This is a genomic window from Actinocorallia aurantiaca, assembly GCF_039533685.1.
GTDB lineage: Bacteria > Actinomycetota > Actinomycetes > Streptosporangiales > Streptosporangiaceae > Actinocorallia > Actinocorallia aurantiaca.
In genome coordinates, this window is the sequence record NZ_BAAATZ010000007.1 from 187,827 (window position 1) to 212,318 (window position 24,492).

26 protein-coding genes are annotated in these 24,492 nt (G+C 69.2%); 12 read left to right on the forward strand and 14 right to left on the reverse strand.

What is annotated here, in order from left to right; translation table 11 throughout:
* The coding region (locus ABD327_RS11360) for an SAM-dependent methyltransferase (protein WP_344450266.1) at positions 1-508 on the forward strand (508 nt) is incomplete at its 5' end.
* A gap of 183 nt (positions 509-691) precedes the next feature.
* Here the strand turns inward: ABD327_RS11360 and ABD327_RS11365 are convergent.
* Entirely contained in the window at positions 692-1,231 is a 540-nt protein-coding gene (locus ABD327_RS11365; protein ID WP_344450267.1) for a hypothetical protein, read from the reverse strand.
* Positions 1,232-1,474: 243 nt separating this feature from the next.
* Positions 1,475-2,164 (reverse strand): TetR/AcrR family transcriptional regulator, encoded by a 690-nt coding sequence (locus ABD327_RS11370; RefSeq protein ID WP_344450268.1) that lies wholly within the window; start codon positions 2,162-2,164, stop codon positions 1,475-1,477.
* A 108-nt stretch (positions 2,165-2,272) separates the two neighbouring features.
* On the opposite strand from ABD327_RS11370, the gene ABD327_RS11375 reads away from it, so the two are divergent.
* The 6 genes from ABD327_RS11375 (at position 2,273) to ABD327_RS11400 (ending at position 5,480) form a co-directional block, all read left to right on the forward strand.
* The gene (locus tag ABD327_RS11375) at positions 2,273-2,491 is read left to right on the forward strand and encodes a hypothetical protein (protein ID WP_344450269.1); all 219 of its coding nucleotides are present in this window, start codon (positions 2,273-2,275) and stop codon (positions 2,489-2,491) included.
* 62 nt (positions 2,492-2,553) lie between these two features.
* Positions 2,554-2,925: a DoxX family protein gene (locus ABD327_RS11380; protein WP_344450270.1), complete on the forward strand. Its 372-nt coding sequence runs from the start codon at positions 2,554-2,556 to the stop codon at positions 2,923-2,925.
* Positions 2,926-3,167: 242 nt separating this feature from the next.
* Positions 3,168-3,539 (forward strand): DoxX family protein, encoded by a 372-nt coding sequence (locus tag ABD327_RS11385; protein ID WP_344450271.1) that lies wholly within the window; start codon positions 3,168-3,170, stop codon positions 3,537-3,539.
* Positions 3,540-3,621: 82 nt separating this feature from the next.
* On the forward strand, positions 3,622-4,260 hold the full coding sequence (locus ABD327_RS11390; protein ID WP_344450272.1) for an NAD(P)-dependent oxidoreductase: 639 nt from the start codon (positions 3,622-3,624) through the stop codon (positions 4,258-4,260).
* Between the two features lie 16 nt (positions 4,261-4,276).
* Positions 4,277-5,311: an LLM class flavin-dependent oxidoreductase gene (locus tag ABD327_RS11395; protein WP_344450273.1), complete on the forward strand. Its 1,035-nt coding sequence runs from the start codon at positions 4,277-4,279 to the stop codon at positions 5,309-5,311.
* Positions 5,312-5,351: 40 nt separating this feature from the next.
* Positions 5,352-5,480, forward strand: a complete 129-nt coding sequence (locus tag ABD327_RS11400) for a hypothetical protein (RefSeq protein WP_344450274.1) — start codon at positions 5,352-5,354, stop codon at positions 5,478-5,480.
* A gap of 428 nt (positions 5,481-5,908) precedes the next feature.
* Here the strand turns inward: ABD327_RS11400 and ABD327_RS11405 are convergent, their stop codons facing one another.
* The 7 genes from ABD327_RS11405 to ABD327_RS11435 form a co-directional block, all read right to left on the reverse strand.
* The gene (locus ABD327_RS11405) at positions 5,909-6,472 is read right to left on the reverse strand and encodes a dihydrofolate reductase family protein (protein WP_344450275.1); all 564 of its coding nucleotides are present in this window, start codon (positions 6,470-6,472) and stop codon (positions 5,909-5,911) included.
* Positions 6,460-6,966, reverse strand: a complete 507-nt coding sequence (locus tag ABD327_RS11410; protein ID WP_344450276.1) for an SRPBCC family protein — start codon at positions 6,964-6,966, stop codon at positions 6,460-6,462. The genes ABD327_RS11405 and ABD327_RS11410 overlap by 13 nt, the downstream gene beginning before the upstream one ends.
* Positions 6,963-7,337: an ArsR/SmtB family transcription factor gene (locus ABD327_RS11415; protein ID WP_344450277.1), complete on the reverse strand. Its 375-nt coding sequence runs from the start codon at positions 7,335-7,337 to the stop codon at positions 6,963-6,965. Before ABD327_RS11415 ends, ABD327_RS11410 begins: the two co-directional genes overlap by 4 nt.
* Before the next feature lie 237 nt (positions 7,338-7,574).
* On the reverse strand, positions 7,575-9,044 hold the full coding sequence (locus ABD327_RS11420) for an outer membrane protein assembly factor BamB family protein (protein WP_344450278.1): 1,470 nt from the start codon (positions 9,042-9,044) through the stop codon (positions 7,575-7,577).
* A 279-nt stretch (positions 9,045-9,323) separates the two neighbouring features.
* Positions 9,324-9,830 carry a hypothetical protein gene (locus tag ABD327_RS11425; RefSeq protein WP_344450279.1) on the reverse strand — a complete coding sequence of 169 codons (507 nt, stop codon included), beginning with the start codon at positions 9,828-9,830 and terminating at the stop codon, positions 9,324-9,326.
* 302 nt (positions 9,831-10,132) lie between these two features.
* A complete protein-coding gene (locus ABD327_RS11430; RefSeq protein ID WP_344450280.1) occupies positions 10,133-11,347 on the reverse strand; it encodes an RNA polymerase sigma factor in 1,215 nt (404 codons plus the stop codon).
* Entirely contained in the window at positions 11,347-11,727 is a 381-nt protein-coding gene (locus ABD327_RS11435) for a YciI family protein (protein ID WP_344450281.1), read from the reverse strand. Before ABD327_RS11435 ends, ABD327_RS11430 begins: the two co-directional genes overlap by 1 nt.
* 667 nt (positions 11,728-12,394) lie before the next feature.
* On the opposite strand from ABD327_RS11435, the gene ABD327_RS11440 reads away from it, so the two are divergent.
* Positions 12,395-13,420 (forward strand): hypothetical protein, encoded by a 1,026-nt coding sequence (locus tag ABD327_RS11440; protein ID WP_344450282.1) that lies wholly within the window; start codon positions 12,395-12,397, stop codon positions 13,418-13,420.
* 114 nt (positions 13,421-13,534) lie between these two features.
* On the opposite strand, the gene ABD327_RS11445 is transcribed toward ABD327_RS11440, so the two are convergent.
* Entirely contained in the window at positions 13,535-13,837 is a 303-nt protein-coding gene (locus ABD327_RS11445; RefSeq protein WP_344450283.1) for a DUF1905 domain-containing protein, read from the reverse strand.
* Positions 13,838-14,366: 529 nt separating this feature from the next.
* Positions 14,367-15,257 (reverse strand): AraC family transcriptional regulator, encoded by an 891-nt coding sequence (locus tag ABD327_RS11450; RefSeq protein ID WP_344450284.1) that lies wholly within the window; start codon positions 15,255-15,257, stop codon positions 14,367-14,369.
* Between the two features lie 187 nt (positions 15,258-15,444).
* Between ABD327_RS11450 and ABD327_RS11455 the strand changes: the two genes are divergently transcribed.
* The 4 genes from ABD327_RS11455 (at position 15,445) to ABD327_RS11470 (ending at position 19,993) form a co-directional block, all read left to right on the forward strand.
* Positions 15,445-15,762 (forward strand): putative quinol monooxygenase, encoded by a 318-nt coding sequence (locus ABD327_RS11455; RefSeq protein ID WP_344450285.1) that lies wholly within the window; start codon positions 15,445-15,447, stop codon positions 15,760-15,762.
* Positions 15,763-15,791: 29 nt separating this feature from the next.
* Positions 15,792-16,769, forward strand: a complete 978-nt coding sequence (locus tag ABD327_RS11460) for an alpha/beta hydrolase (protein ID WP_344450286.1) — start codon at positions 15,792-15,794, stop codon at positions 16,767-16,769.
* 658 nt (positions 16,770-17,427) lie between these two features.
* Entirely contained in the window at positions 17,428-18,318 is an 891-nt protein-coding gene (locus ABD327_RS11465; protein WP_344450287.1) for a bile acid:sodium symporter family protein, read from the forward strand.
* 1,186 nt (positions 18,319-19,504) lie between these two features.
* Entirely contained in the window at positions 19,505-19,993 is a 489-nt protein-coding gene (locus ABD327_RS11470; RefSeq protein ID WP_344450288.1) for an SRPBCC family protein, read from the forward strand.
* A 25-nt stretch (positions 19,994-20,018) separates the two neighbouring features.
* Here ABD327_RS11470 and ABD327_RS11475 read toward each other — a convergent pair whose 3' ends face one another.
* The 3 genes from ABD327_RS11475 to ABD327_RS11485 all read right to left on the reverse strand — a co-directional run bounded on the left by ABD327_RS11475 (position 20,019) and on the right by ABD327_RS11485 (position 24,488).
* Positions 20,019-20,690 carry a hypothetical protein gene (locus ABD327_RS11475; RefSeq protein ID WP_344450289.1) on the reverse strand — a complete coding sequence of 224 codons (672 nt, stop codon included), beginning with the start codon at positions 20,688-20,690 and terminating at the stop codon, positions 20,019-20,021.
* 117 nt (positions 20,691-20,807) lie between these two features.
* Positions 20,808-21,209 (reverse strand): LCCL domain-containing protein, encoded by a 402-nt coding sequence (locus ABD327_RS11480; protein ID WP_344450290.1) that lies wholly within the window; start codon positions 21,207-21,209, stop codon positions 20,808-20,810.
* A gap of 372 nt (positions 21,210-21,581) precedes the next feature.
* Positions 21,582-24,488: a hypothetical protein gene (locus ABD327_RS11485; RefSeq protein ID WP_344450291.1), complete on the reverse strand. Its 2,907-nt coding sequence runs from the start codon at positions 24,486-24,488 to the stop codon at positions 21,582-21,584.
* Between the last annotated feature and the right edge of the window lie 4 nt (positions 24,489-24,492).

Genomic DNA, 24,492 nt, shown 5'->3' on the forward strand with positions numbered 1-24,492 from the left:
CTCCGGCGGCGACGCCGGCGTCTTCGGCATGGCCGCCGCCGTCTTCGAGGCCGCCGAACACCCCGACCTGCGACACGTCCCCATCCGCGTGGTCCCCGGCATGACCGCCGTCCAAGCGGTAGCCGCCCGCGCCGGGGCCCCCCTCGGCGGCGACTTCGCCGTGATGAGCCTCTCCGACCGCCTCAAGCCGTGGGATGTCATCGAGAAACGCCTCCGCGCCATCGCCGAGGCCGACCTCGTCCTGGGCATCTACAACCCGGCCTCCCGCTCCCGCACCACCCAGGTCGCCGAGGCCCGACGCGTCCTCCTGGACCACCGCTCCCCCGACACCATCATCATCGTCGGCCGTGACATCGGCCGCGCGGAGGAGTCCCTCACCGTCACCACACTTGCCGATCTCGATCCCGCGTCCATCGACATGAAGTGCCTGCTCATCGTCGGCGCCCAGGCCACCAGGCGCACCCCGTCCGGCCGGGTCTGGACGTCCCGCTCGGTCCCCGCCGAATGATCCCTCCCGGACGGTCCGCATCACGTCACCACGAGCTACACCGAGCATCGTGTCTTTCCCTCGGCGAGCCGATCGACCTTCCGCCTCCCCTGAACCTCGCCCTGAACAACCAGTGCCTTCCGCGCCTACGGCTCGCCGTCCGCCCGATTCGCCTCCTCCGGCCGGGTCTGGACGTTCCGGCCGTCAGGCGGTCCGGATCCGGTTGAGGTCGTGGCCGAGGGGGGTGCCGCGGAAGGCGTCCCAGACGTGACCGGTCCCGGTGGCCGCGTGGTGGCCCAGCAGCCACCGGGCATGGACCGAGGCGCCCTCCCAGAGCGGCACCATTCCCTTCAGGTCGGGCACGAGGCGCACTGACGGAGGCTTTCCGTCCCGAAGGAGAGCCGCGTCGGCGGCGCAGCAGGCCACCGGTCGCGGCGCTCCTGCCTCCGGCCGCCACAACGCCCTCGCGTCCGCGCTCTCGTGGTAGGGATCGAAGAGACACGGTCGGAAAGAGGCGCTGTGGTACTCGAAGCGCGCCATGGAGATCTCGGCCGTGAACACCTCCACGGACTGGTTGTCCCAGTGCAGGTCCCCGGGTTCTCCTGCCCGCCACCCGTCCCGCAGCCGCCTGGCCGCCTCCAAGGGCGCACCCACCAGTTCCTCGGCCAGGGACAGCTCCCGGTCCAGCCCGTCCATGATGCGCAACGCCAAAGCCCGTCCCCGGGCCAGATCAGCTTTCGACACATGGGTATGGACGCTTCGACGGCCCTCCCGGTTGGGCCAGATCCACCGAAATTCGCCGTCGGCCTTCTGGCGGCACACGCCGACGTCCGCCCAGAGGACTACAGGTAGACATATCCGCTCTTCGCGCCATCCGGCCTTTGAAGTCCAGGTCGACAATGACCTCCCGACTCTCAAGGCCTGGAGGGGCTCCTGCCGAACACGGCCGCTTCGACGGCTGCGGCGGCGCTGCGCCGGGCAAACGATTCAGGGGCTCCGGTCGCAGCTCAGGCCGAGCATGGCGTGGGCGAGGGCGTCGGGGTCGGGCGGGGGCGGGAGGGTCTCGGGCTGGGGGGCGGTGAAGGCCTGGATCATGTAGGCGACGAGGCGGGGGGAGCTCTCGGGGGCGGCGTGGGCGGTGGCGGCGATGACGCCGGCGTTGGCCATGAGCAGGATGACCATGTCCTGGTCGGTGAAGTCGGGGCGCAGGCGGCCGGTGGCCTTGGCGCGGTCGATGAGTTCGAGGAAGTCGTGGTAGGCGCGGGCTCGTAGTTCTTCCAGGTGGGTCGCCGCCGGGAAGGTCATCGTCAGGATGTCGGCGAAGCCGCGGTTGGTGGCCTGCATGGAGCACACGGTGCGGATGTAGCCGGTGAAGCCGTTCCAGGGGTCGCGGTCGGCCAGGGCCTTCTCGGCGGCGTCGGCGTAGGTGTGCATGGTGTCGGCGAAGACGGCGTCCAGGAGGTCCTCGCGGGTGGGGAAGCGCCGGAAGAGGGTGGCGATGCCGACTCCCGCGGCACGGGCGACCGCTGACATGGGCACGTCGATCCCTTCGGCCGCGAAGGTCGTGCGGGCGGCGGCGATGATCCGTTCGCGGTTGCGTTCGGCGTCCACGCGCAGGGGCGCCCCACCTGACGGGCAGGGGCCTTGGCCCGGGGTGTCGTGATCGGCGCTGCTCATGAATCCCATCATAGGCCGCAAGTGGAAAAAGCCTTCCGGTTGTGGTGCCGGTGTTACAGTCGGCGATGGAAACGGGAAACCCTTTCCACTGGACGTCCGGAGACTCTCATGCGTGCTGTCGCCGCGGGCGCCGCCCCGTCGGCTCCGCGAGTCCGCGACGTGCCGGCTCCACGCCTTGAGGCCGGAAAGGCGCAGGCCGCCCGCGCGGCCATCAACATGTGGATCGGCGACGACGGCCCCGAAGGCATCCCTTCGGCCGCCCCTGAGCGGATCGCCCCTGCCCGTCGGCGGCCGCACGACGAACCCGAGGTCGTCTTCAACGCCTGACGTTCTTGACGCCGGCCGTGCTCCGGAACCTTCCCCCATCCCCCCTCTGTAGGAGCCCCCTGATGAACACGACCCTGTGGATCGCGCAGGCCGTCCTGGCCGCGATATTCGGCATCGCCGGAGTGTGGAAGTCCATTCCGTCCCACAGGACGCTCGCCCTCCAACTGCCGTGGGTGGAGGACTTCTCCATGTCCGTCGTCCGGTTCATCGCCGTAACCGAACTCGCCGCGGCGTTCGGCCTGATCCTGCCCGCGGCGACCGGCATCGCCCCGATCCTCACTCCCCTGGCGGCGACCGGTCTGGTGATCGTCATGATCGGCGCCATCATCACCCACACCCGCCGCAAGGAACCGGGCGCCGTCGTCTTCAACGCCGTCCTGCTCCTGGCCGCCGCCTTCGTCGCCTGGGGACGGTTCGGCCCGCACGCCCTGTAGGCCCCCGGGCCGGGGCCGGTGCACCACGCCGCCGGCCCCCGGCCGGGCCCCCGAACCGCCTCACCGTCATCGGCCCCCTTCATGGGGCCCACCACAAGCCGTAAGTGGAAGAACTCTTCCGTTTCTGGTGTTACCCTGCGGTGGAAACGGAAAGTGCTTTCCACTTCAACGCCTGACGCCCCCGACGCCAGGGATCCCGCGCCCCGGCGCCTTCCTCCATCCCCCTCTGTAGGAGACCCCTGATGAACGTGACCCTGTGGATCGTGCAGGCCGTCCTGGCCGCGATGTTCGGCATGGCCGGAGTGATGAAGTCCACCCAGCCCCGCGAGAAGCTCGCCGCCCAGCTGCCGTGGGTGGAGGACTTCTCCACGCCGGTCGTGCGGTTCATCGGCGCGGTCGAACTCGCCGCGGCGCTCGGCCTGATCCTGCCCGCGGCGACCGGCATCGCCCCGATCCTCACTCCCCTGGCGGCGACCGGTCTGGTGATCGTCATGGTCGGCGCCATCATCATCCACGTCCGCCGCAAGGAATCGGGCGCCATCGTCTTCAACGCCGTCCTGCTCCTGGCCGCCGCCTTCGTCGCCTGGGGACGCTTCGGCCCGCACGCCCTGTGAACCCCCGGGCCGGGGCCGGTGCGCCATGGTGCCGGCCCTGGCCCGGACTCCACCCGAACCGCCTCACCGTCAAGGAGTCCTGATGCGCGTCACCGTCTTCGGAGCCACCGGGAAGATCGGCCGACTGGTCGTCGACCAGCTGCCGGCCCAGGGCCACCACGTCGTCGCGTTCGCCCGTAGTCCCGGCAAGCCGCAGCGCACCGACCCTCACCTCACCGTCATCGGTGGCGAGCTGTCCGACACCGACGCCGTCGCCCGTGCCGTCGCCCGAAGCGACGCCGTCATCAGCGCCCTCGGCCCCTCCCTCAAGCGCTCCACCCCGGCCGGTCCGCTCGCCGCCGGAACCCGCACCATCGTCGAGGCGATGGAGAACGCCGGGATCTCCCGGATCATCGCTCTGGCCACGCCCTCTCTGCCCGACCCGCGTGACGGCAGGCACTGGAAGCACTCCGTCCTGCCGGTCATGGCGGGCCTGGCCTTCCCCAACGCCCTCACCGAGCTGCGCGGCATGACCGAGGCGATCACCGGCTCCGGCCTGGACTACACGATCGCCCGCATCACCAACCCCACCGACAAGCCCGCCACCGGACGCATCCGCGCCGGATACCTCGGCCACGACAAGGTCGGCTCCACCATGAGCCGCGCCGACATCGCCGCCTTCATGGTCGGCCAGCTCGCCGACACCCGCCACAGCCGCTCCATGCCCGCCATCAGCAACTAAAAGCCAGGAACCCGTCATGACCTTCGAACTCGGCGTCTACTCCTTCGGCAACACCCCGCGCCTGGCCGACGGAAGCCGCGGCCACACCGCCCAGGCCATCCGCGACATGCTGGAGGCCGTCAAGCTCGCCGACGAGGTCGGGCTGGACCACTTCGGCGTGGGCGAACACCACATGCGGGCGATGCCGCTGTCCTCGCCCACCTCCGTCATCAACGCCGCCGCGGCCTCCACCAGCCGGATCAAGCTCAGCACCGCGGTCACCGTCCTGTCGACCGACGACCCCATCCACGTGTTCCAGCAGCTCTCCACCGCCGCCGCCATCGCCCCCGGACGTATCGAAGCGGTCGCCGGACGCGGCTCGTCCACGATCACGTTCTCGCTGTTCGACCACGACGAGAACGACTACGACATGCTGTACGCCTCCAAGCTCGAGCTGCTGATGGCCGTCAACGCCGGCGAGAACGTCACGTGGAACGGCCCGCACCGCAAACGGCCCCTGCGGAACGCCACCGTCTTCCCCCGCCCCGAAGAGCCGCTGAAGATCTGGCTGGGCACCGGCGGCAGCCCCGCCTCGGTCTACCGCGCCGTCGAACTCGGTCTGCCGATGTTCCTGGGCATCCTCGGCGGCACCCCCGAACACTGGGCCCAGTACGGGCACGCCTACCGCGAAGCCTGGACCCAGGTCGGCCACCCCACCGACCGAGCCGACATCGCGGTCGCCGTACACGGCTTCGTCGCCGACACCAGCGCCCAGGCCCGATCCACCTACCTGGAGCACGAGCACCGCATGATGGCCGAAGGCATGGTCGAACTCGGACGCCCGGCACCGCGCCGAGCCGACCGCTCCGCCGCCCTCGCCCCCGGCGGCATGGTCTTCGCCGGCAGCCCCGACGAGATCGCCGACCGCATCCTCCACCTGCACGGCCTACTCGGCCACACCCGCCAGATCCTGCAGATGGACGTCGGAGGCATGCCCCAACGCGACGTCCTGCACGGCATCGAACTCCTCGGCACCAAGGTGCTTCCCCAGATCCGCGCCGAACTCGCGTGACTCCCGACAGCCGCGCGCGGCGTCCCCGCGGCACTGCGCGGTGAAGGCCGACGAGACCATGGGCCCGACCTACACCGAGCACCGCGTCTTCCCCTTCGGCGAGCCGATCGAGCTCCCGCCTCCCCTGGACACCAGCGCCTTCCGCACCTACGGCCCACCGTCCGCCTGAGGCCACGACCGGACCACCATCACCTGTCGGGGACGAAGGCCCACTACCGAGTCACTCACCCGCGAACCAGAAGAACCGACCGAGTAGCCGGCCGAGCGGAATTTCTTCCGGCGACATCGGACCCCTGACCAAAAGTGTTCAGATATCGGACCTCGCGCATCCGCTCATGTCGATGAGCGGATGCGCCGGGAGTGGTCGACGACCGGGCGGGCGGCATGCCGACGGATCGACGAAGGCGGACAGTTCTCGGGGGCATTCCCTTGACTGAGGTTCACTACCGCGCCGCCGTGTCCCGACGCGGCGGTCGACGCCTCCGCACGCTGCGACTTAACGCGACCCGAGTTCGTGACGGGCGAGCTCAACCGGCCGAATCAGTCGTCAGCGCTCCGCCTGTCATGCAAGCGCCGACGATCGGACAGGGCTGTCGTTCACTGTCCGAGAGGGCGGTAGCGGAGGTGTACGACGCCGTTTCGGAATCGGCGCTCATCGAGGAGCTCAAGGTCGGCGCGCATGCCGGTCGGCAGCCCCGGCTTACCCCCGCCGACGACAACGGGCAAGATGAACAGTCGGCATTCGTCGACCAGCCCGGCCTTGAAAGCCTGCGTCGCGAGGTCGGCACCTCCTATGGTGAGGTCGCTGCCGGCCGTGGCCTTCAGTTGGCGTACCGCGGCGGGGTCGAAATGGCGCTCGATTCGGGTGTCGGCAGTTGACACCGCGGCGAGGGTCGTGGAGTAGACGACTTTGTTCGCCGCCTGCCAGGTGCTCGCGAAGTCGGCCGTGAGGTCGGACTGCGCGGCCAGAGCGGGGTTGGTCTCCCAGTGGGCCATCGATTCGTACAGGCGCCGCCCGTAGAGGAACGTGCCCACGGACCGCAGGAGGTCGGTGGTGAACGCGAATACCTCGTCGTCGATTGGGCACCAGTCGAACGCGCCGCGTTCGTCCTCGATGTAGCCGTCAAGCGAAACGTTCGTCACGTAAATCAGCTTTGCCATGTCTCTACCTTTCGATGATCAGCTGCAAAAGCCTGGACATTCATCAGCGTGGCGTCCAGCTTGGTGAACGCTTGGCGCCAACCCTCCTCGCTGGGGTGCGCCAGGTGTTCGGGGAGCCACTGGCGGATCTCGAGTCGCGTCCGTCCGTCGGCCTCGTCGTGGAACTCGACCCGGAGTCTCGTATCGAACGCCTCGATGCCCTCCTGCAGCCGGCCACTGACGCGCATGACGCCTTCGATCAGTTCGCCGACGACGACGTCTGTGAGGTCGACGTGGACATGCACGCGAAGGCCGGGTTCGGCTGCATTGACCTCCGTCCACCGTTGATAGCCGCCGGGGCGCACGTCGAACTCGATCTCATCGCGCGGCAGCGAGTTTCCGATCGGGCCCCACCACTCCGCCAGGTGATCGGGATCGGTGAAGGCTCGGTAGACGAGCTCCCGCGGCGCGTCGAACACGCGCGAGATGACGAGCTGCGGAGTTTCGGTGTTCATTCGGGCTCCCTGGGGTCGTCGGCCATCCGGTCCGTTGCCTGTCCGGCGGCCTGCACCGCGGCGAGGTGGGCATCGAGGCGGGTGAGGGACGAGTCCCAGAACCGCCGGTAGTGCTCGAGCCAGTCGGCCGCCTCGCGCAGCGGGGCGGGCTCGAGGTGGCTCGCGCGCCACTTGCCCGACCGCGACCGCGAGATGAGCGCGGCGCGCTCGAGCACCTTCAGGTGCCGGGACACCGCCGGCATCGAGATGGAAAGAGGAGCGGTGAGTTCGGTGACCGTGGCGTCGCGTTCGGCCAGCTCGGCGAGGATCGCCCGTCGAGTCGGGTCGGCGAGCGCCGAGAACACCGCGCTGAGTTGATCAGAGCCGCCCACCTTGAGCCCCCCTCATTTAACGAACACGTTAAGCGTATTGAGACGCGAGTGATGTTGTCAACGGGATGCGTTCGCCCGGGTCGGCTCGGCCCCTGCCACCAGCGCTGACGTACTACTGAGCGACCAGCGGCAAGGCGGTGTCCGCTTCTGCCGCACGTCGGACATCGGCCGAGCATGCGGCGCGTCGAAGAAGGGAGCGTTCGAGGCCATGTCCTGGCATCGGATGGTGCGGAACGGCTAGAACCTCGGCAGGCCTTGGAGCGGGTGGTAGGGGGTCATGCCCGTGCCCGAGACGACGACCAGGGCCGTGGGGGCCGGGACCAGCTGCAGCCGTGAGTCGATGCGGCGCAGCGGGGCGGTCGCCGACCTGCGCTCCGCTCCGGTGGCCGGGTCGAGGATCCGGAGCTTCATCGTGTCGAACCGTGCGGTCGCCATGATGATGTCCTGGCCGTCCACGGCGAGGGCCGAGACGGAGTCGCGGCTCTCCTTCGTCGCCCACAGGCGGCGGCCGTCGGCCAGGGCGTAGGCCGTGACCTGGTGTCCGGCCTTCTCGGTGCGGGTCGGGGCGATGACGGCGTCACCGGTGACGGCGATCCGGAAGACCGGGATCGACCTGCCGGGCAGCACGGCGGAGCCGTCGACGGCCGCGGCCGGGATCGTCGCGGTGATCTTGCCTTCGGCGTTCACGGCGAGCAGCGAGGTCGTGCCGCGCTGGTCGGTCTCCCGGACGTGCAGAACGAGCGGGTCCGCCGAGATCGGGGTGACGTTGGCGTTGCCGACGGCCGGGATCCGCAGGGACCACCGCTCGCGTCCGGTCGCCGGGTCGAGCGCGCGGAGCACCTCTGTGGAGATCCCGTCCTGGTCGTTGCAGCGCTCCGCGGCGATCGCCAGGTTCGTCCCGCCGGCGACCCAGGAGTAACGGCACAGCGGGCTCCGCGGGACGCGTTTCCAGCGGGGCTTCCCGTCGCGGGCGCCGAGCGCCTGGAGCGTGCGCTGGGTGCGGATCATCGCGGTGTCGCCCGCGATGGCCAGCTTGTCGGCGTCGGTGCCGATCGACGCCTCTTCGGGCGGGATCGTCGCGTTCCACAGGCTCCTGCCGGTGGCCAGGTCGACGGCCGAGACGCGGGAGCACCGGGTGCTGGTCGTCTGCTCGGCGAGCATCCCGATTCCGTCGACGGCGGTTCTGCTCATGCCGCACAGGACGTCGCGGCCGGGCAGAAGGGACTGCCAGCGCTGTCCGCCCGACCCTGCGTCGAAGGCGGTCAGCCCGTCGAACCTGGCCCTGACGACGAGCCCGCCGGACGTCCAGACGCCCTCGGTCTCGGCGTCGGAGACGGTGTCGGACGGCGACGCCCAGGTCACCTCCACGGAGCGTCCGTGCATGGCGTCGAACAGGACGGCGCCCGGGTAGATCCCGATGGCCGCGACCAGCACACCTGCCAGGCAGCCGACCCGCCCGGCCTTGAGCAGCCCGTAGATCGACAGCGGGACGAGGGCCATGAGCGAGAACAGCGACAGGATGAAGATAGTGGCCCAGTTCTGTGGGCACGGCCCGCTGCTGATCCCCCGCGACGACGACCCGCACGAGCCGCCCGCCTCGGTGCCCATCACGATCCAGTCGCGCACCTGAAGAGTGAGCATCAACCCGACGCCGACGGCGGCGACCAGACCGATCACCAACCATTTGACGTTGACCGTCCCGCGCATCCGGCCACTCCTCTCCATAAGCGACCGGAGTATCGCACGCCCCACCCGCCCTTCCGGACGAAGGAGATCAAATCGGGATCAGAGCGGGAAGCCTTCGCCGCGTCCGGCTTGGTCCCAAGGGAACCTCACCTGCTGAGATCGCTTGGCTTCGCTGACGACCTGGATGTCCGCTTTCAAGGGCGGGACACCAGAACTCGGTGCGGTTCAGAGTCTGGTCCGGGTGTCTGGGTGGAGTCGTCAGGGTCGAAAGTACTGAGGGTGCTTGCGAGGGGGCGGGTTTCAGAATCGCCAGCGGTCTCGTTGGGTGAAGTAGGCGGGGGTCCAGAGGCTGGCGTGGGAGAACGGGCCTTCGGGCTGTAGGAGGAGCAGTGTGATCAGCTCGCGAGGGAGCAGCCACTGGACGGCGCCGAGACGGCTGACCGGGATGTCCAATTCGGCCAGGAGCCACAGAACGTCTTCGGCGGGGTCGTTGAGGAGGTCGAAGCCGTTCAGTCTGGCGGAGATACCGGTTGTCACGCTGATCTCCCCGACGCGATCGATTCCGTCGTCCAGATAGTCGACGCAGGTGACGGACAGGCGGGCGCTTCCGAGCGTGATGCCGAAGCCGTTGCCGAGCATGTGCGAGGGGTCGGGCGCGTGGACGGCCTGGGCGGCTCGGGTCAAGGTCTCACGGGCCTCGGAGAACGTGCTGCCGAGCAGCAGCGCGGGAAGGGGCCGGGGCAGGAGCAGGCCGCGGCCCGGCGCGAACTCTGCCGAGAAGGGGGTGCCGATCGTCGTTTTTCTCACCTGCCCGGCTGCGCTTTCGGCATCGGTGTCGCGTACTCCTCAAGGACGGCTTCTCTCGTGAGACGACTGCGTGGGGACCCTTGGTTCAGGACAGGCGCGAGCGGTCGGACTCCTGGTCGGTGGTGGTGATGGTCTGGGTGGTCTCCCGGAGATCGCTTTCGGACTCCAAGAGGATTGCCCGGGTATGGGCCGACGCGCGGCGGCCGGGCCTCGGCTGTGAACACGATGATCCGCTGTCGGCCGTTGCCGGGTTCGCGGTGCGGCAGGCCGCGCTTGAGTTCTGGCCGGCCGAGCTGGAGAGGTCAGGCCAGCGCGGCCGCCTTGCGCAGCAGCACTGAGCGTTCGCGCTGGTTGGCGCACAGCCGGGCCGCCAGTTCCAGCTCGGCGCGCGCCTCCGGTCGCCGACCGAGGCGGGCCAGCAGCTCACCGCGTACGGTCGGCACCAGATGCGAACCGGGGAGCCGGTCCGAGGCGATCAGCTCGTCCACGATGGCCAGGGCTTGCGCCGGGCCTGAGGCCATGGCCACGGCGACGGCCCGGTTGAGCTCGACCACCGGCGAGGGCGCGACCCGGCCGAGCGCCTCGTAGAGCACCACGATCCGGTCCCAGTCGGTCGCCTCGACCGAGGGCGCCGACGCGTGGGCGGCGGCGATCGCGGCCTGCAGGCCGTAGGGGCCGAGGCCGCGAGTCGATGCCCTGGCCAGGGAGGTCATCCCCCGGCGGATCGCCGAGAAGTCCCACCGCCGCCGGTCCTGGTCCTCGAGCAGGACCGGCGAACCGTCCGGGCCGGTCCTGGCCGGGAAGCGCGCGGCCGTCAGCTCGCACAGCGCGAGCAGGCCGTGCGCCTCCGGCTCGTCCGGCTGCAGCGCGGCCAGCGTGCGGGCCAGCCGGATCGCCTCGTACGCGACGTCGGGGCGCAGGAGCCGGTCGCCCGACGTGGCCGTCGACCCCTCGGTGAAGATCACGTAGAGGACGCCGAGCACACCGCCCACCCGCTCCCGGCGCTCGCCGGCCGACGGCAGCTCGAACGGCACCCCGGCCGCCGCGATCGTCTTCTTGGCCCGGGTGATACGGGCCTGCACGGTCGGCACGGGTACGAGGAACGCGCGGGCGATCTCCTCGCTGGACAGGCCGCCGACCACGCGCAGGGTCAGCGCCACCCGGGCCTCGAGGGAGAGCACCGGGTGGCAGCTGACGAACATCAGCGCCAGGACGTCGTCGTCGATCCTGTCGGGGTCGATTTCCTCGTCGACCGCCGGGTCGGTCGCCAGCAGGGCGTATCGGTCCTGCAGGGCGGTCCGGCGGCGGATCGCGTCGATCGCCCGCCGCCGGGCCGTGGCCATCAGCCAGCCTGCCGGATTGGCCGGAACGGCGAGCGGCCACGACACCAGCGCCTCGGCCACAGCTTCCTGGGCCGCGTCCTCGGCCAGCCCGAAATCGCCGGTGAACCGGGTCAGCGCGGCGACGATCCGCGCCGACTCGATCCGCCACACGGCCTCGACGTCAGCGGTACCCATCAGCGCTGGACGGTGCCGTCCTGCGGGACCTCGTCCTCCCCGGGCACCCGCCGGATCTCGATCTTGGACCCGGGGGTCGCCGGGACCCGCTTGGCCCACTCGACCGCCTCCTGCTTCGAGGCGACGTCGAGCAGGAAGAAGCCCCCGAACAGCTCCTTGGTCTCTCCGTACGGCCCGTCCGTGACCACCGGGGCCTCGCCGCTGAAGTCGACCACGGCGCCCTGGCCCGGATCGTCCAGCCCTTCGGCGCCGAGGAGAACACCGGCCTTCATCATCTCCTCGATGAACAGGCGGGTCCTGGCGATCTCCTCCTCGATCGAGGCCATCATGGCGGCGTTCGACTCATCGGTCCCCCGCATGATCAGCATGTACTTCGGCATCCCGTTCTCCTCACCCGGCGGAGCCGCCTCTCGGCCCTCGCACCCACACGTCGAACGGGCGGCTCGCGGATCGACACGACCCGGAGAAATTTCTTGCCACGACGCAGTCGAATCCGTCCGATCCGCGTTTCGCCCGTCAAACCTGGAGCGATGGCCGACGCGGGCTCCCTGCCGGCCAGAAAGCCTATCGTCGCGGCTTTGAAAGGCGGCGACGCTCACACAGATCTGGGGAAACCGGGTCCATTCGGCACGCGCTCAGTGATTCCCTTCGCTACCCGGTTCGCCCGGCTCGGCCGCCCGGCGGGAGGGAACGGTGCGTCAGTGTCAGGCGGATGGGGTCAAACGCGAGGGAACATTCTGATATGTCCGGCGTGCCTCTCGGGACCTCCGACAGGCCGGTGCGGTGAGCTTCCTCCAGGCCAGACCGAGCGAACCCTCCCAACAAGACCGCGGTTCCGCCGCTGACGGGCCTGCCGCGCATTTCCCGTGGGCGGTGGACGACCTCGTTGGTTGCTTCGATCTTGCGGAACCGAAGCTTCTTCGGCCACCGCCCGCGAGTCGGCCGGTTGACGTTTCTACGGATTCGTCCAGCGGGAGCAGACGCGGAATGCCCGGAATTGAGGGTTTGTGACAAGCCTCCGGGTGAGATGGGGTGGATTATTCCGGCATGCGGAGAAACCTGGTGGTCGTGCTCACGGCTGCGGCCCTGCTGATCCCGGCGATGGCCGCCCACGCCGACGAGCGTCCGTGGCGGGAGGTGCCGCTGCCGTCTCTGTGGCCCGAATTCCAGATCAGCGAGCTCGCGGGGGCGGGCCCGGGTGAGGCCTGGATCGCCGGCTACGAGGGCAAGAGCTGCGTCTCCTGGTCCGTGCCGGGCTGGGGCAACCCGTCGGTGTGCAGCATGAACGCGATCGTCCGCAAGTGGAACGGCACCGCCTGGGAGAACAAGAACCCGCCCGGCCTGTGGAACCTCCAGGTCGAGGACCTCGAGGCGTCCAGCCGCACCAACGTCTGGCTGACCGGCCAGAACCTCCAAGGCCGGTACCTGGCCCGCTGGGACGGCACGCGCTGGACCCAGATCACCACTCCGCCCGGCTGCTTCTACCCCCACAACCTCCACCCCGTCGGCCAGGACGAGCTGTGGGCCTCATTCAGCGGCTCGGCCTGGGGCGACAGCTGCGTCGCCCGCTGGAAGGCCGGAACCTGGCAGGTCCACCCGTTCAGCGCCCGCACGATCGACTTCATCGGCTCGCCCGCCCCCGGCGAGGTCCACATCTCCACCAACACCGTCGAGGGCCTGAACACGAGGGCCACGCTCCGCTTCACCGGCTCCGGCTGGGAACCCGCCCCGACCCCCGCCAGCCACCCGTCCCTCTCACTGGCCGGCGGCGGCGCCCTCTACTACCGGGTCTGGAACCGCGAGGACACCCTCAAGGTCACCACCGCGGGCACCGAGACGATCCCCGCCGCCCCCAACGGCGCTTCCCCCTTCCTCCTGGACGACCTGGGCCGCCTCTGGGCCTCCGACGCGAGCCCCACCCTCTACCGATACGACGCCCCGGCCTGGGTGCCCGTCCCCACGGGCGCTCCGTCCGCCTACTCGGTCACCTCTCTCCCGGAATCCAGCGGAGTCCTGTGGACCCTCTCCGCCACCGGCTCCCCACCCGCCTACCGCGCCCACACCAACGGCTGAATCGGCAACCCGTCCCAATGATTCCGGACAGCGAAACACATCCGCTCATGCCGCGAGATGGGCGCCGACCGGGCGCGGGAGGGCGCTCATGCCGCCTGCCGGTCGCCACTGCCGTCAGAGGTCGATGAGCTCGACGGTCACGGTGGTGCCGTCTCCTGCGGTGATGCCTTCGGCCGCACGGACGGCGCGCTTGATGGGCAGGACGTAGCTTCCCCGTGCGCTGTCGGGAAAGATCGAGGTTTTCCAGCTGGTGCCGCCGATCGTGGCCCGCACCCGCAGGGAGCCGAAGCCGCGGGCGGATCCGGGCGCCAGGTCACGGATGTCCTCGGATGCTTCGACGGGCAGGCTGACGAAGGTCCAGCTGTCGTCGCGCCGGGCTTCCCAGATCCAGAGTTCGGCATCGAACACCACCATCATGAGGCCACCATCGCAGACGGGACCGACAGTCCGCCGCCGCTCAGTTCGCGCACCCGCCACCTGCCACCTGCCACCTGCCACCTGCCACCTGCCACCTGCCACCTGCCGATCAACCGCGAGACCCACCGATGGGTTCCCTGAAGATTCGACGTGTTCAAGCACGGTGGGGTCTCAGCGGCCGGCTCTCCGGTCGTCCTGGAGCTCGGGCCGGGCACGGGTTCGTTCACCAGCGCGATCCAGCGGCGCCTCGCCGGACGCGGCCACCGCCTGGCCATCGAGATCAACGAACGCTTCGCGGCGGCGGTGTCAGCTGGATTCCCCGGCGTGACGGTGGCGGTCGGGGACGCGCATGACCTACAGGTGATCTTGAAGACCAACGGCCATCAGCGGTCTCCCCTGAGCCGCTTTCCCACCGCACCGTGTGAACGAACCCGCCCCCGGCTTTCGTCTGTTTCTGCCGCAGGCCACGCCTTCGCCCTCCGGCCGAGAGAGAGACCGTCGCACGCGGACGGACGGGCTCCGCTGTCCGTCATGGAGTCGGGACGGGGCGGTGAAGTGTATGGGCGTCACGGCTGGGGGTCGTGCCGAACTGGCGGCGGTACTCGCGGCTGAACTGCGACGGGCTGTCGTAGCCGACGCGATGGGCGATGGCGGTGACGTCGTGGGGATGCGCCGCCAGCAGGAGGCGGGCCTGCTGGAGCCGGATCTGCTTCTGGAACTGGATGGGGCTCTGCGCGGTGACGGTCTGGAAGTTCCGGTAGAACGCCGACGGGCTCATGCCGGACAGCCGGGCCAGATCCTCCACGCGGAAAGCCTCGTCATAGTGGTCGCGGATCCAGCGCACCGCACGGGCGATGTGGTGCAGACCGCTGTCGGCGAGCCCGAGCTGCCGGACCGCCGCGCCCTGCTCACCGGTCATCAGGCGCCAGAGGATCTCCCGTTTGACCAGCGGGGCGAGCGTCGCCTGGTCGCGGGGGTGGTCGAGGAGGCGGAGCAGGCGTACGGAGGCGTCGAGCAGCTCGGCCGTCAGGTCTCCGACGGCGATGCCCGGCACGGCTCCCGGACGCGCACGAGGAAGGTCGGCAGGGTCGGCGCCGAGGAGGAGATCGGCGATGGACGCCGGCTCCAGGACCAGCGCGAAACCGAGCGCGGGATCGTCGGGGCGGGCGTCGACGAAATGACCGGTGACCGGCAGATCGACCGACGCGACGAGAAAACCGCCCGGCCGGTACTCGTGTACCTGGTCACCGACCACCAACCGCTTGGTGCCCTGCGCCAGCACCGCCAGCACCGTGCCCGACATGTCCGCGGACGGCGGCCCCGACCGCTCGACCCGCGCGATGTACAGACCGTCGATGGCGGTCGTCTCGTCGGACCGGACATGCCGGGCCAGTAGCGCACGAAGCTCCTCGAGTTCCATGCTCTGATTGCATCACACGATCCGCACGATATTTCATTGCGGAGGAGGATTAGGCAAATCGTGAAGAGCATCGGTCTAGCTCCACCGCAGGCAAACGGCTTGAATTGGGCCATCAGCTCAGCCAGCAGGACACCAATGGAGCTTCGATCGAGATAGTCGATCGGATCACCCGAGAAGGAGACGCATCATGACCGTCGGCTACGGATTCAACGCCGTCCTCACCGCCAAGCCGGGTAAGGCCGATCAGCTGGTCGACCTGCTGCTCACCGGCCTGGACGAGGGCAACCCCGGCTCCAGCGAGCACTGCCTCGTCTACCTCGTCTGCCGGTCGGCGTCCAACCCCGACCTCGTCCACGTCACCGAGGGCTGGAGCACCGAGGCCGACCACCACCGCATCTTCGCGACCGAACCCGCCCAGGCGATCGTCGCCAGGGTCCAGGGCCTCGTCGCCGGTAGCGAGCCCTACACCGACTACGTGCCCGTCGGCGGCAAGGCCCACCTCTAACCCCCCACGACCACCACAAGGAGATCCCCATGTCACCGCTCGCACGTCCGGCGCTCGACCCCGAACTCGGCACGCTCCTGGACGGCATGCCGCTCATCCCGCAGATCACCTCCGAGATCCTCACGCGGCTCCGGCAGATGCCCTCGCCGCCGATCGAGGCCGTCCTGGCGGGCCGCGCCGTCACCCGACGCGAGGTCACCGTCCCCGGCCCCGACGGCGCCGACGGCGCCGAGATCCCGATGACCGTCCTCACCGCGGCCGACGCCGCCCCCGGCGCCCCCTGCGTCTACTGGATGCACGGCGGCGGCATGATCATGGGTGACCGGTTCTCGCAGCTCGACATCCCGCTGGAATGGCTCGACGCCCTCGGCGCCGTCGTCGTCACCGTGGACTACCGGCTCGCTCCCGAGCACACCGGCACCGTCCCGGTCGAGGACTGCTACCGGGGCCTGCTCTGGATCGCCGATCACAGCGACGACCTGGGTATCGACCCCGACCGCATCATCGTCGCCGGGGCCAGCGCAGGAGGCGGACTCGCCGCCGGGGTCACCCTCATGGCCCGCGACCTCGGAACCCCCGCTATCGCCGCCCAGATCCTCATCTGCCCGATGCTCGACCACCGCAACACCACCATCTCCAGCCGCCAGTACTCGGGCGAACCGGCCGTCTGGACCCGCGAGTCCAACGCCTTCGCCTGGGACGCCGTCCTCACCGGCCTGCCCGACGAACAGATTCCCGCCTACGTCTCACCCAGCCGCGCCGACGATCTGTCCGGCCTCCCCGCCGCCTACATCGACGCGGGCACCGCCGAGGTCTTCCGCGACGAGGACGTCGACTACGCCACCCGCATCTGGGCCGCCGGCGGCCAGGCCGAACTCCACCTGTGGTCAGGCGGATTCCACGGCTTCGACGCGCTCTTCCCCCAAGCTGGCCTCTCCACGCAAGCCCGCGCGACCCGCACACATTGGCTCACGCGCATCCTCCACTCGACCGACCGGCAGCACTGACGACGTCCCGCCCTGACGACCCTCAAGGAGCCACCGAACCCGCGCACCGGGGCCGCATCGACCCATCGATGCGGCCCCGGTGCGTTACGGCCATCACGGCGCCCCACCAGGACGAACAAGCACCTCCACGCACATCTCGCCGCGGCACTCAGCCCACACCTCGAACGCAACCGAGCCAGCCGGGAACCGGCCACCGGCTCCGGCTGACACAGGCGACCACCACTCGAAGGGCACGACAGGCTCCCGAGAGATCGTCGCGAACGCGGGCGTCCCCTCACCCACACAGGCGGACACGAGATTCAGCTCGATGAACTCCCTCGACTCGTCCTCATCCATTCCCGCATCAAGCCGGCCGGCTACAAACTGCCGTGCGTGACCCGCGGCGTGGACAAAGCACCCCGTACCGCAGTGGGCAAAGCCGACTACGCCACCGCGAAATCCTTGTTCACCGCCGGGAACGACGGATACAACTGACCCGTCCCCGAAAACCCCCACCCCCCGTTTCTCTCTCCGGCCGGTGGCCAACCAGTACGAGACCGACGGCCGCGCCCACCGGCAACCGCGTGATGTGCAGCCGAAAACGCGACACCGATGACGGCGGACACTCCCCCGTCGAAAGACCTTCCGTCGCCGGAAGTACTCACCAAGAAGGAATACCGTGAACGACTCAGCATTGATCGCCGTCGGACTCCCGGTGGCACTGGCCATCATCATGTTCGGGCTCGGGCTCTCCCTGACCCCCGGCGACTTCCGCCGCGTGGCCCGCAGCCCGAAAGCGGTCATCGTCGCACTCGGCCTGCAGGTGCTCGTGCTGCCGCTGGTGGCCTTCGGCCTGGTCCAGGCCTTCGATGTCGACCCGTTGATCGCAGTGGGCGTGATGCTCCTGGCCGCCTCGCCGGGCGGCACGACGGCCAACCTCTACAGCCACCTGTTCCGCGGCGACGTCGCACTGAACGTGACACTCACCGCGATCAACTCCGTGCTCGCCGCAGTCAGCATCCCGCTGATCACCAACCTGGCGATCGGCTTCTTCGACGCCGAGGGCACGCTCGGCCTCCAGTTCGGCAAAGTGATCCAGGTCATCGCCATCGTTCTCGTGCCGGTCGCCATCGGCATGCTCGTACGTCAGCGGTCGGACGCCTTCGCCGGACGCGCCGACCGGCCGGTCCGGATCTTCTCGATCGTGGTGCTGGTCGCGGTCTCCCTGGGCGCCATCCTCGGAGAGCGAGAGAACTTCGTGGACTACGCCCGCGAGGTCGGGCTCCTGGTCACGCTGTTCTGCCTGGCCAGCCTCACCCTCGGCTACACCGGAGCGCGACTGTTCCGGCTCCGCCGAGAGCAGGCGATCGCGACTTCCATGGAGGTCGGCATCCACAACACGACCGTGGCACTGACCATCGCCCTGAGCGTCCTGGACAACACGACCGTCGCCATACCCGCCGCTGTCTACAGCATCGTCATGTACCTGCTCGCCACCGCCTTCGGCTTCTCCATCACCCGCATCGACGGAATGAGCCGAACGGAGCCGGAGTCCCCGGTCGCTTCCTGAGCTTTCCCACGTCAGATGAGCTTCCCCCCGTTCGAAGTAGAGCTCCCAAGGCACTCAGCGACGATGCCATTCGCACCAGCCGACCAGAGGCATAGACCACCCCGAAGGGACCCCGATCAGACTCCTCCGGTCGGCGCGCTCGCTGAGGCTGCGGCACCGAACCGCGACGATCACCCCGGCAAGGAAAGAGACAACAAGATCAGAAGATCGGTGTGCACCTGCGCACAGATCATCCTGGGTCCGCCGACACCGGAGCCGCAGCTCCAGCACCGGCCAGCAACTACAACACGGAGCCGTACAAACACAGGAACTGGATAGAGAAGCGACGGGGAGGTCCACGGAGAACTGTCTGCTCAGCGACAGGTGGAAGCGGGGCTCGCCTGAGAAGGAGTGGACGCCGTATTGATAGAGCAGCATGTCCGCGTCAGGAACGCCCGCGGTGAGGAATGGAACCCGGGCGAATTCCAGGTAGTCGCGTCATGCCAAGTCCGCGGTGAGATCAGCAGGGTTGCGGCCGGCCTTGTGGAGCAGGTCGGTGAACACGCGGGCCGCCTCGACGGGCCTGCGCATCGTGGAGATCGGCTCATCCGGGCGTGGGTGATCTGGAGATGTTCGTCGAGGGCTGCGACCAGGCTCGCGGCCAGGTCCGGAATGATGGCCTCGGCCCAGGTCCGGACCGCGCCGAGGAAGCCACGGAGGTTTCGCTCGCTCGCGTCGAGCAGCTCCGGAAGCCGTTCGGAGCTGATGCTCAGGGTGGGTTCCGGTAAGGAGGCGTCCTGCCAGAGCCGGATGCCGATCCCGGGCAGCTGCCCGGGATCTGAGGGAAACACCCTCATCTGCCGCGTCAAGGGCGTTGGGCCGGTGCGGGCGAGTGGAGAAGAGGCGACACCCACCCGAGTGGGGACCGTCGTGTCCTGCCACGACAGTGCGGCGCGCTCTGCCTGGGCAGGCGGCGTCCGGGGATTACAGGTAATCGCGCCAGAACGGCACAGTGGCTTGCGGTGCCCAGTCGTCGGGACGCTCGGGCCGGGGTTCCTCGAACTCCTGGTTGACGTATTCGAGCAGATCGGTGCCGTAGAAGACGACATCCGTGCCCCCGCATGCCGTCGCACCGCGCGGCCGTGTTATGGATATCAAGTCCAATGACACGGCCCTGTTGTTCCGGGAGCATCCCATGCCACGCGTCATGTCCGTCTCAGACAGCATCGTCGTTGCCCTCGATCCGGCGGCGGTCTACGCCCAGGTCAGCGATCTGGGCCAGATGGGCCGGTGGAGCCCGGAGAACCTCGGTGCCACGGTTCCCGCCGGCGGTGTCGCCGCCGGGACGGTGTTCGAGGGACACAACAAGCGCGGGCCGGTGCGCTGGACGACCCGCTGCGTCGTCCTGGCCGCCGAGCCGGGAGTCCGCTTCGCCTTCCGGGTCGAGGCGATGGGCCTGGGCCCCCGCTTCGTCCGCGCGCGCATCGCCACCTGGGAGTACTCCTTCGAGCCTGTCGACGGCGGCACCCGCGTCACCGAGACCTGGCACGACGACCGCCGCTGGCCCAAGCCCCTGGCCGACCTGTTCGACCGGGTCGTCACCCGCGGGCACGTCTTCGCCGACTACCAGCGCCGCAACATCGCGACCACCCTGGCCAACCTGAAGACCGCCCTGGAGAGCACCGCCGCCCGGTAGGGCTCGGCGAGTGGGGCGGGTTCTGTCATCGCGTCCAGGCCTGTCTGAGGGCTCGGATCTCAGCAGGGCTGCTCTCCCGGGCGATGAAGGGGATCTCCAGCGCGTAGCGCATGCGGTCTCGGGGGATCCGGCGGTGCACTTCAGCGACGTCCTCGAGGATCTTGCCGTACAGGGACGCGCCGTCCATGCAGAAGATGTCGATCAGGACGAGGCGCCCGTCGACGGCTCGGCGTACGTGAGCGTCGTTCAGGTCGAACCCGTCCCACCAGGGGGTCGAGGTCCGATACCGTGCGTCGATCTCGCGGGCCGCCCGGCGTACCTTCTCGAACTCGGCATCGCCGTCGCCGCGCCGCCACTGATCGGCGACCTGCTCGGCGACCGTGCCGTCCACGGGAGCGACGTACTCCAAGAAGGCCACCGAACCGCCGCCGTCGAGCTCGGCGGCCAGCTCGATCTTCGGCAGCCATCGGTTGCCGGCGCACTCGCGGCACAGGTCCACGAACGCCGCATACGCGGGGTCGAAAGGGCAGACCCGGGCGACGAGCCCGCCCTCAGGGGAACGGAGCGCCGTCGCCCAGTCACCCGCCCCGGACGGCATCCAGCCCGCTCCCACCAACTCGGCGAGGACCTGTCGATGCGACAGCGCCGCCCAGGCCAGCCGGGGAATCCGGGGAGGGTCGGCATTCGGTTCGGTCACCTCTTCAAAGTAACGGATGTGTCTCTCGATCGAGGTCGAATCGAGGGCATCGTGATCGTCACGGACTCCGGTGTTTCGACAGTGCCCCGCACGGGGTGTCGCCGTTGAGGGCGGCGGTCAGCGTAGGAAGGAGAAGCTGCCGCCCCAGTGGCCGTAGGACTGGCTGGTCACGCCGTTGCGGGTGGAGCCCTGGTAGGCGTCCTGGCTCGCCTTGATTTCGATCCGCACCTGGCCGCCGTCCGCGAGCGTGATCAGCCCGGCGTGGACGGCCGCCGTGCACACCGATGAGTCGTCGGTGTAGACGTCGGTTTCCCAGACCGGTTGCGCTGTGCCTCCCGCGGGACACGACAGGTAGAGCCGTGTGCCGACCGTGGTCGCGTAGGACTCGGAGTCGCTGCTCCAGTCGGCCGGAGCGGCGGTTTCCGCTGAGCCGTCGCCGCTGCCGTCGGTCCCCGTGCCTCCACCACCGCCCGCCTCGCTCTCCGTCCTTCTCGAGAGCTCGAACTCATCGACGAACATCGGCTCTGACCGCTACGGCACCGTGGCGAAGCACAAGGACTCCAGGTACAAGACGAGTAGGTGTCGGTCTCGGTGTAGATCACCGTCCGCGGCGTGGTGGTCAGGCCGGGACTGTAGGACACCGACGCTGGCCCGGTGCAGGTCGTCGAGGACGGTGTGAGCGGCGCACTCGTCGGGAGGGGGACGGCTTCATCACGAGCAGCAGTGTTGCGGCGAGCAGCGGCACGAGGACGACCAGGACATATGTGATCCGCGCCGGGGTCACGGGCATCCGCCTCGCCTCGAAGAGCGATGGATACGGTGAACAGCCATTGACCGCTCACCGTATTCATCGGCGGTTAGGGTGCCTATGCCGCCGAGGTGGTCGTCCCCTTACTGGCTCATTTTGAAGACCCGCTGGTGCTCTTTCCACCGGGTTTTGTAGATCATGTCCTTGATCGCACTCGTGTACCCCTTTGGGGGGCTTTTCGTGAGGCTGTCGGCCTTCTTGTCCATCTTGTCCGCGACATCGTCGATCATCTTGACGAAGGCCGGGTCGGCGCCGTAGGTGGCGGCGGTGTAGGTCTTCAGATCGGCGATGGCCTGCTTGGCGGCGGCGACCTGGGTGGCGGCGTCCCCCTCGAAGTCGGCGGCCCTCAGTTCGGCCTCGTCGCTGAGGGCGTCCCCGTCGAAGGTCCCCTTGGCGGTGGTGGCCGTGCTCTCGCCACGGCCGGCGCGGCCACCGGAGTCGACGGTGGCGAACGGGAGCACATTACGGAAAGTGAGGTAAGCGCTGATCGCTCGCTCGGGGGTGTCCGCGGTGCGGACCGCGTAGGCGGCGTCGGCGATATTCCTGAGCTGGCCCTTGCGGAGCTGGCCGGCGGGCAGGGCCGGGCCGAGCTCCCTCATCAGGTCGCCCTTGAGATCGCCCTCCGTCTCCGTTCTGAGGTCGTCGATGATCCCGGCGTCCCCACCACCCTTCGCCCGCACGTTCCTGACCATCGCCTTCACGGCGTCGGTCTCCGTCTTCCAAGCGGTGCTGTGCGCGCCCATGCCGTCGATGCCGGGCGGCGGCGCCGCGCGTCCCAGGATCACCGGAACGTCCTTGCGGATCCCGACGACGAGGCCGGTGTTGCGGGAGCCGACCACCCACTTGCTGTCGGCGGCGACCTTCGGGGTGTGGTTCAGCGAGGCGTAAGCGGCGTCGAAATCGGCGAGCAGTTTGGCCCGCGCCCCCTGGTCGACGTCGAGCGTCTTGTTCGTCTCGCCGTCGGCGATGTACTTCTCGAGCATCTCCCTGGCGGCGGCGGCCGGATCATCGGCGCCCGTGACGTCCCGGAGGAAACCGGTCGCCTTGACCGCCTCGGGATAGGCGGTGGCCACGTTGCTCTGATGATCGTTGATCATGTGCGCGAGCATCAGGGCGGTATCGGCGCGGACGTCCGCCTCCGGCCTCGACATCCTGGTGATGACGCCGTCGAGGCCGTCGTGCCAATCAGCGAGGGCCTCGACACGCGTTCTGAGCGTCTTCAGTTCCCCGGCCGGGGGCTTGGGCAGCGCGGCCAAGCGCTTGAGCTCGTTCACCGCCCACATCCCGTCCATGGCGAGCCCCGCCAGCGCGTTCTCGGCGTTCTTCTTGTCGTCATCGGTGAAAGCGACGACCTTTCCGTCGGGATGCGGATGTGCGGGATTCGGACTGGTCAGGTCGTCCAGACGGTCCACCAGGTCGCTCAGTGCGTTGGGTGCGGCCAACCGGGTGACCTGCCTGGCGTTCGTCCCGTTGGCCGGTGCGGACGGCAGGATGGCCGTGGCGATCCCGTCCCGCAGCTTCTGGGTGTACCTGCTGATCTCCTCCAGCTTCGCCTTGGTCTTTTGGAGTTCCTGCGGGTTCAGTGCCTCGCTGAGCCGGGCCTCGCGGGTGGCCGCGGACATCGAGAACATCGCGTGCAGTCCCTTGCGTGCCTTGTCGATGGCATTGGCGTCGGGCAGGGGAGCGTTGGGGTTCTTGCGCCGTTCGTCCATGGCGATGTCGATGGCCAGGACGTTGTTGCGGTGCGTCCCTTCGCCCGAGCCGATCGAGCCGCGGTCCGAAGCGGCGGGCACGGTGGCGAGCGGCAGCATGTTCCGGTAGGCCGCGTGGTGCCCGAGCGCCTCGCTCAAGTGAGCGCTGACCGTGTTCGTCTCCGCCGCCGTCAGCGGCCGGTTGGCCGCGGCGGCCGCCTTGATGAGCGTGTCCGCGCTGTCGAGTTCGCTACGGACCTTGAAGGCGTAGCCCTGCACCGAGGCGTACCGGGCGTCCCGGTCGTCCTCGTCCAGCATCTTCCACAGCTTCAGGACGGGCGGGTCGTCGCCCTTCGGCAGCGGGCCGTCCATCCACTTGTCAGCGGCGTCCTGCCGGTCGCGCAGCTCCTGGACGGCTCCCTCGAGGGTCTTGCCGAACACGCTGGCGTGGAGGGAGTCGACGACGCCCGTCCAGGCCGAGGTGTGGTCGCCCATCTTCGCGCCGAACGGGCTCGGAGTCCGGGTCGTGCCGAAATTGACGGTCCCGACCGAGCCGTTCTCGACCGAGAAGACCGGGTAGTAGTTGACATCTTCGATCCCTATGTCGCCGGCCCGCAGGAACGTGTTGAGGTTCCGCACGGCGGGCTGCGCCACGGCCTGCTGCTGCGCGACCGGCTGAGCCGCGGCCTGCTGCTGCGCGCCGGGCTGCGGCGGGTTCACCACGATCTGGGGGGCTTGGGAAGCCGTGGCGCCCGTCTGCATCGCGACGGTCAGGATCTGCGGGCCCGGGTTGGGGCCCGGAAGCGGTCCGGTCAGGGCGGTCAGCGCCGCCATGCCGGGCGACTGCTTGCTGGACGGCGACGGACCGGCGGTCGACGGGCGCACCGGCCCGTTGACCGGTTTGCCCTGCGGGGCGCTGCTGGGCACGGCGACCCGGACGCGCTTGACCGCGCTGGACAGCCGGGAGGAGCCGTCGGAGTCGGAGTCCGACTCGGAGTCGTCGCTCCAGGCCCGCTTGGGCGGAGCGCCGACTCCGAACGACGTGCGGTCCGACGGGCCGATGTTGGTGCTGGAGCTGGAGCTGGAGGAGGTGCCGCTGCCACCCAGGTCCATCGGGGACGGAGGGGAGCCGCTGACCGGGGTGGAGTGGGTGTCGGGGCCGTCGGAGTCGATGCTCATCGCCGAGCCGGGCCGGCTGTCGGAATCGGAGTCGGACGACGAGCTCGACGCGCTCATGGTCCGGTCGGACGCCGACTTCTTCCGCTTCTTGATCTTCTTGGTGCTCGGTTTGGGGGGCATCGCG

Excerpts from the sequence above, each read along its gene's own strand:
- ABD327_RS11370 (WP_344450268.1), bottom strand. The coding sequence starts at position 2,164 with ATGAGCAGCGCCGATCACGACACCCCGGGCCAAGGCCCCTGCCCGTCA.
- ABD327_RS11375 (WP_344450269.1), top strand. The coding sequence starts at position 2,273 with ATGCGTGCTGTCGCCGCGGGCGCCGCCCCGTCGGCTCCGCGAGTCCGC.
- ABD327_RS11380 (WP_344450270.1), top strand. The coding sequence starts at position 2,554 with ATGAACACGACCCTGTGGATCGCGCAGGCCGTCCTGGCCGCGATATTC.
- ABD327_RS11385 (WP_344450271.1), top strand. The coding sequence starts at position 3,168 with ATGAACGTGACCCTGTGGATCGTGCAGGCCGTCCTGGCCGCGATGTTC.
- ABD327_RS11390 (WP_344450272.1), top strand. The coding sequence starts at position 3,622 with ATGCGCGTCACCGTCTTCGGAGCCACCGGGAAGATCGGCCGACTGGTC.
- ABD327_RS11395 (WP_344450273.1), top strand. The coding sequence starts at position 4,277 with ATGACCTTCGAACTCGGCGTCTACTCCTTCGGCAACACCCCGCGCCTG.
- ABD327_RS11405 (WP_344450275.1), bottom strand. The coding sequence starts at position 6,472 with ATGGCAAAGCTGATTTACGTGACGAACGTTTCGCTTGACGGCTACATC.
- ABD327_RS11410 (WP_344450276.1), bottom strand. The coding sequence starts at position 6,966 with ATGAACACCGAAACTCCGCAGCTCGTCATCTCGCGCGTGTTCGACGCG.
- ABD327_RS11420 (WP_344450278.1), bottom strand. The coding sequence starts at position 9,044 with ATGCGCGGGACGGTCAACGTCAAATGGTTGGTGATCGGTCTGGTCGCC.
- ABD327_RS11430 (WP_344450280.1), bottom strand. The coding sequence starts at position 11,347 with ATGGGTACCGCTGACGTCGAGGCCGTGTGGCGGATCGAGTCGGCGCGG.
- ABD327_RS11435 (WP_344450281.1), bottom strand. The coding sequence starts at position 11,727 with ATGCCGAAGTACATGCTGATCATGCGGGGGACCGATGAGTCGAACGCC.
- ABD327_RS11440 (WP_344450282.1), top strand. The coding sequence starts at position 12,395 with ATGCGGAGAAACCTGGTGGTCGTGCTCACGGCTGCGGCCCTGCTGATC.
- ABD327_RS11445 (WP_344450283.1), bottom strand. The coding sequence starts at position 13,837 with ATGATGGTGGTGTTCGATGCCGAACTCTGGATCTGGGAAGCCCGGCGC.
- ABD327_RS11450 (WP_344450284.1), bottom strand. The coding sequence starts at position 15,257 with ATGGAACTCGAGGAGCTTCGTGCGCTACTGGCCCGGCATGTCCGGTCC.
- ABD327_RS11455 (WP_344450285.1), top strand. The coding sequence starts at position 15,445 with ATGACCGTCGGCTACGGATTCAACGCCGTCCTCACCGCCAAGCCGGGT.
- ABD327_RS11460 (WP_344450286.1), top strand. The coding sequence starts at position 15,792 with ATGTCACCGCTCGCACGTCCGGCGCTCGACCCCGAACTCGGCACGCTC.
- ABD327_RS11470 (WP_344450288.1), top strand. The coding sequence starts at position 19,505 with ATGTCCGTCTCAGACAGCATCGTCGTTGCCCTCGATCCGGCGGCGGTC.
- ABD327_RS11480 (WP_344450290.1), bottom strand. The coding sequence starts at position 21,209 with ATGTTCGTCGATGAGTTCGAGCTCTCGAGAAGGACGGAGAGCGAGGCG.
- ABD327_RS11485 (WP_344450291.1), bottom strand. The coding sequence starts at position 24,488 with ATGCCCCCCAAACCGAGCACCAAGAAGATCAAGAAGCGGAAGAAGTCG.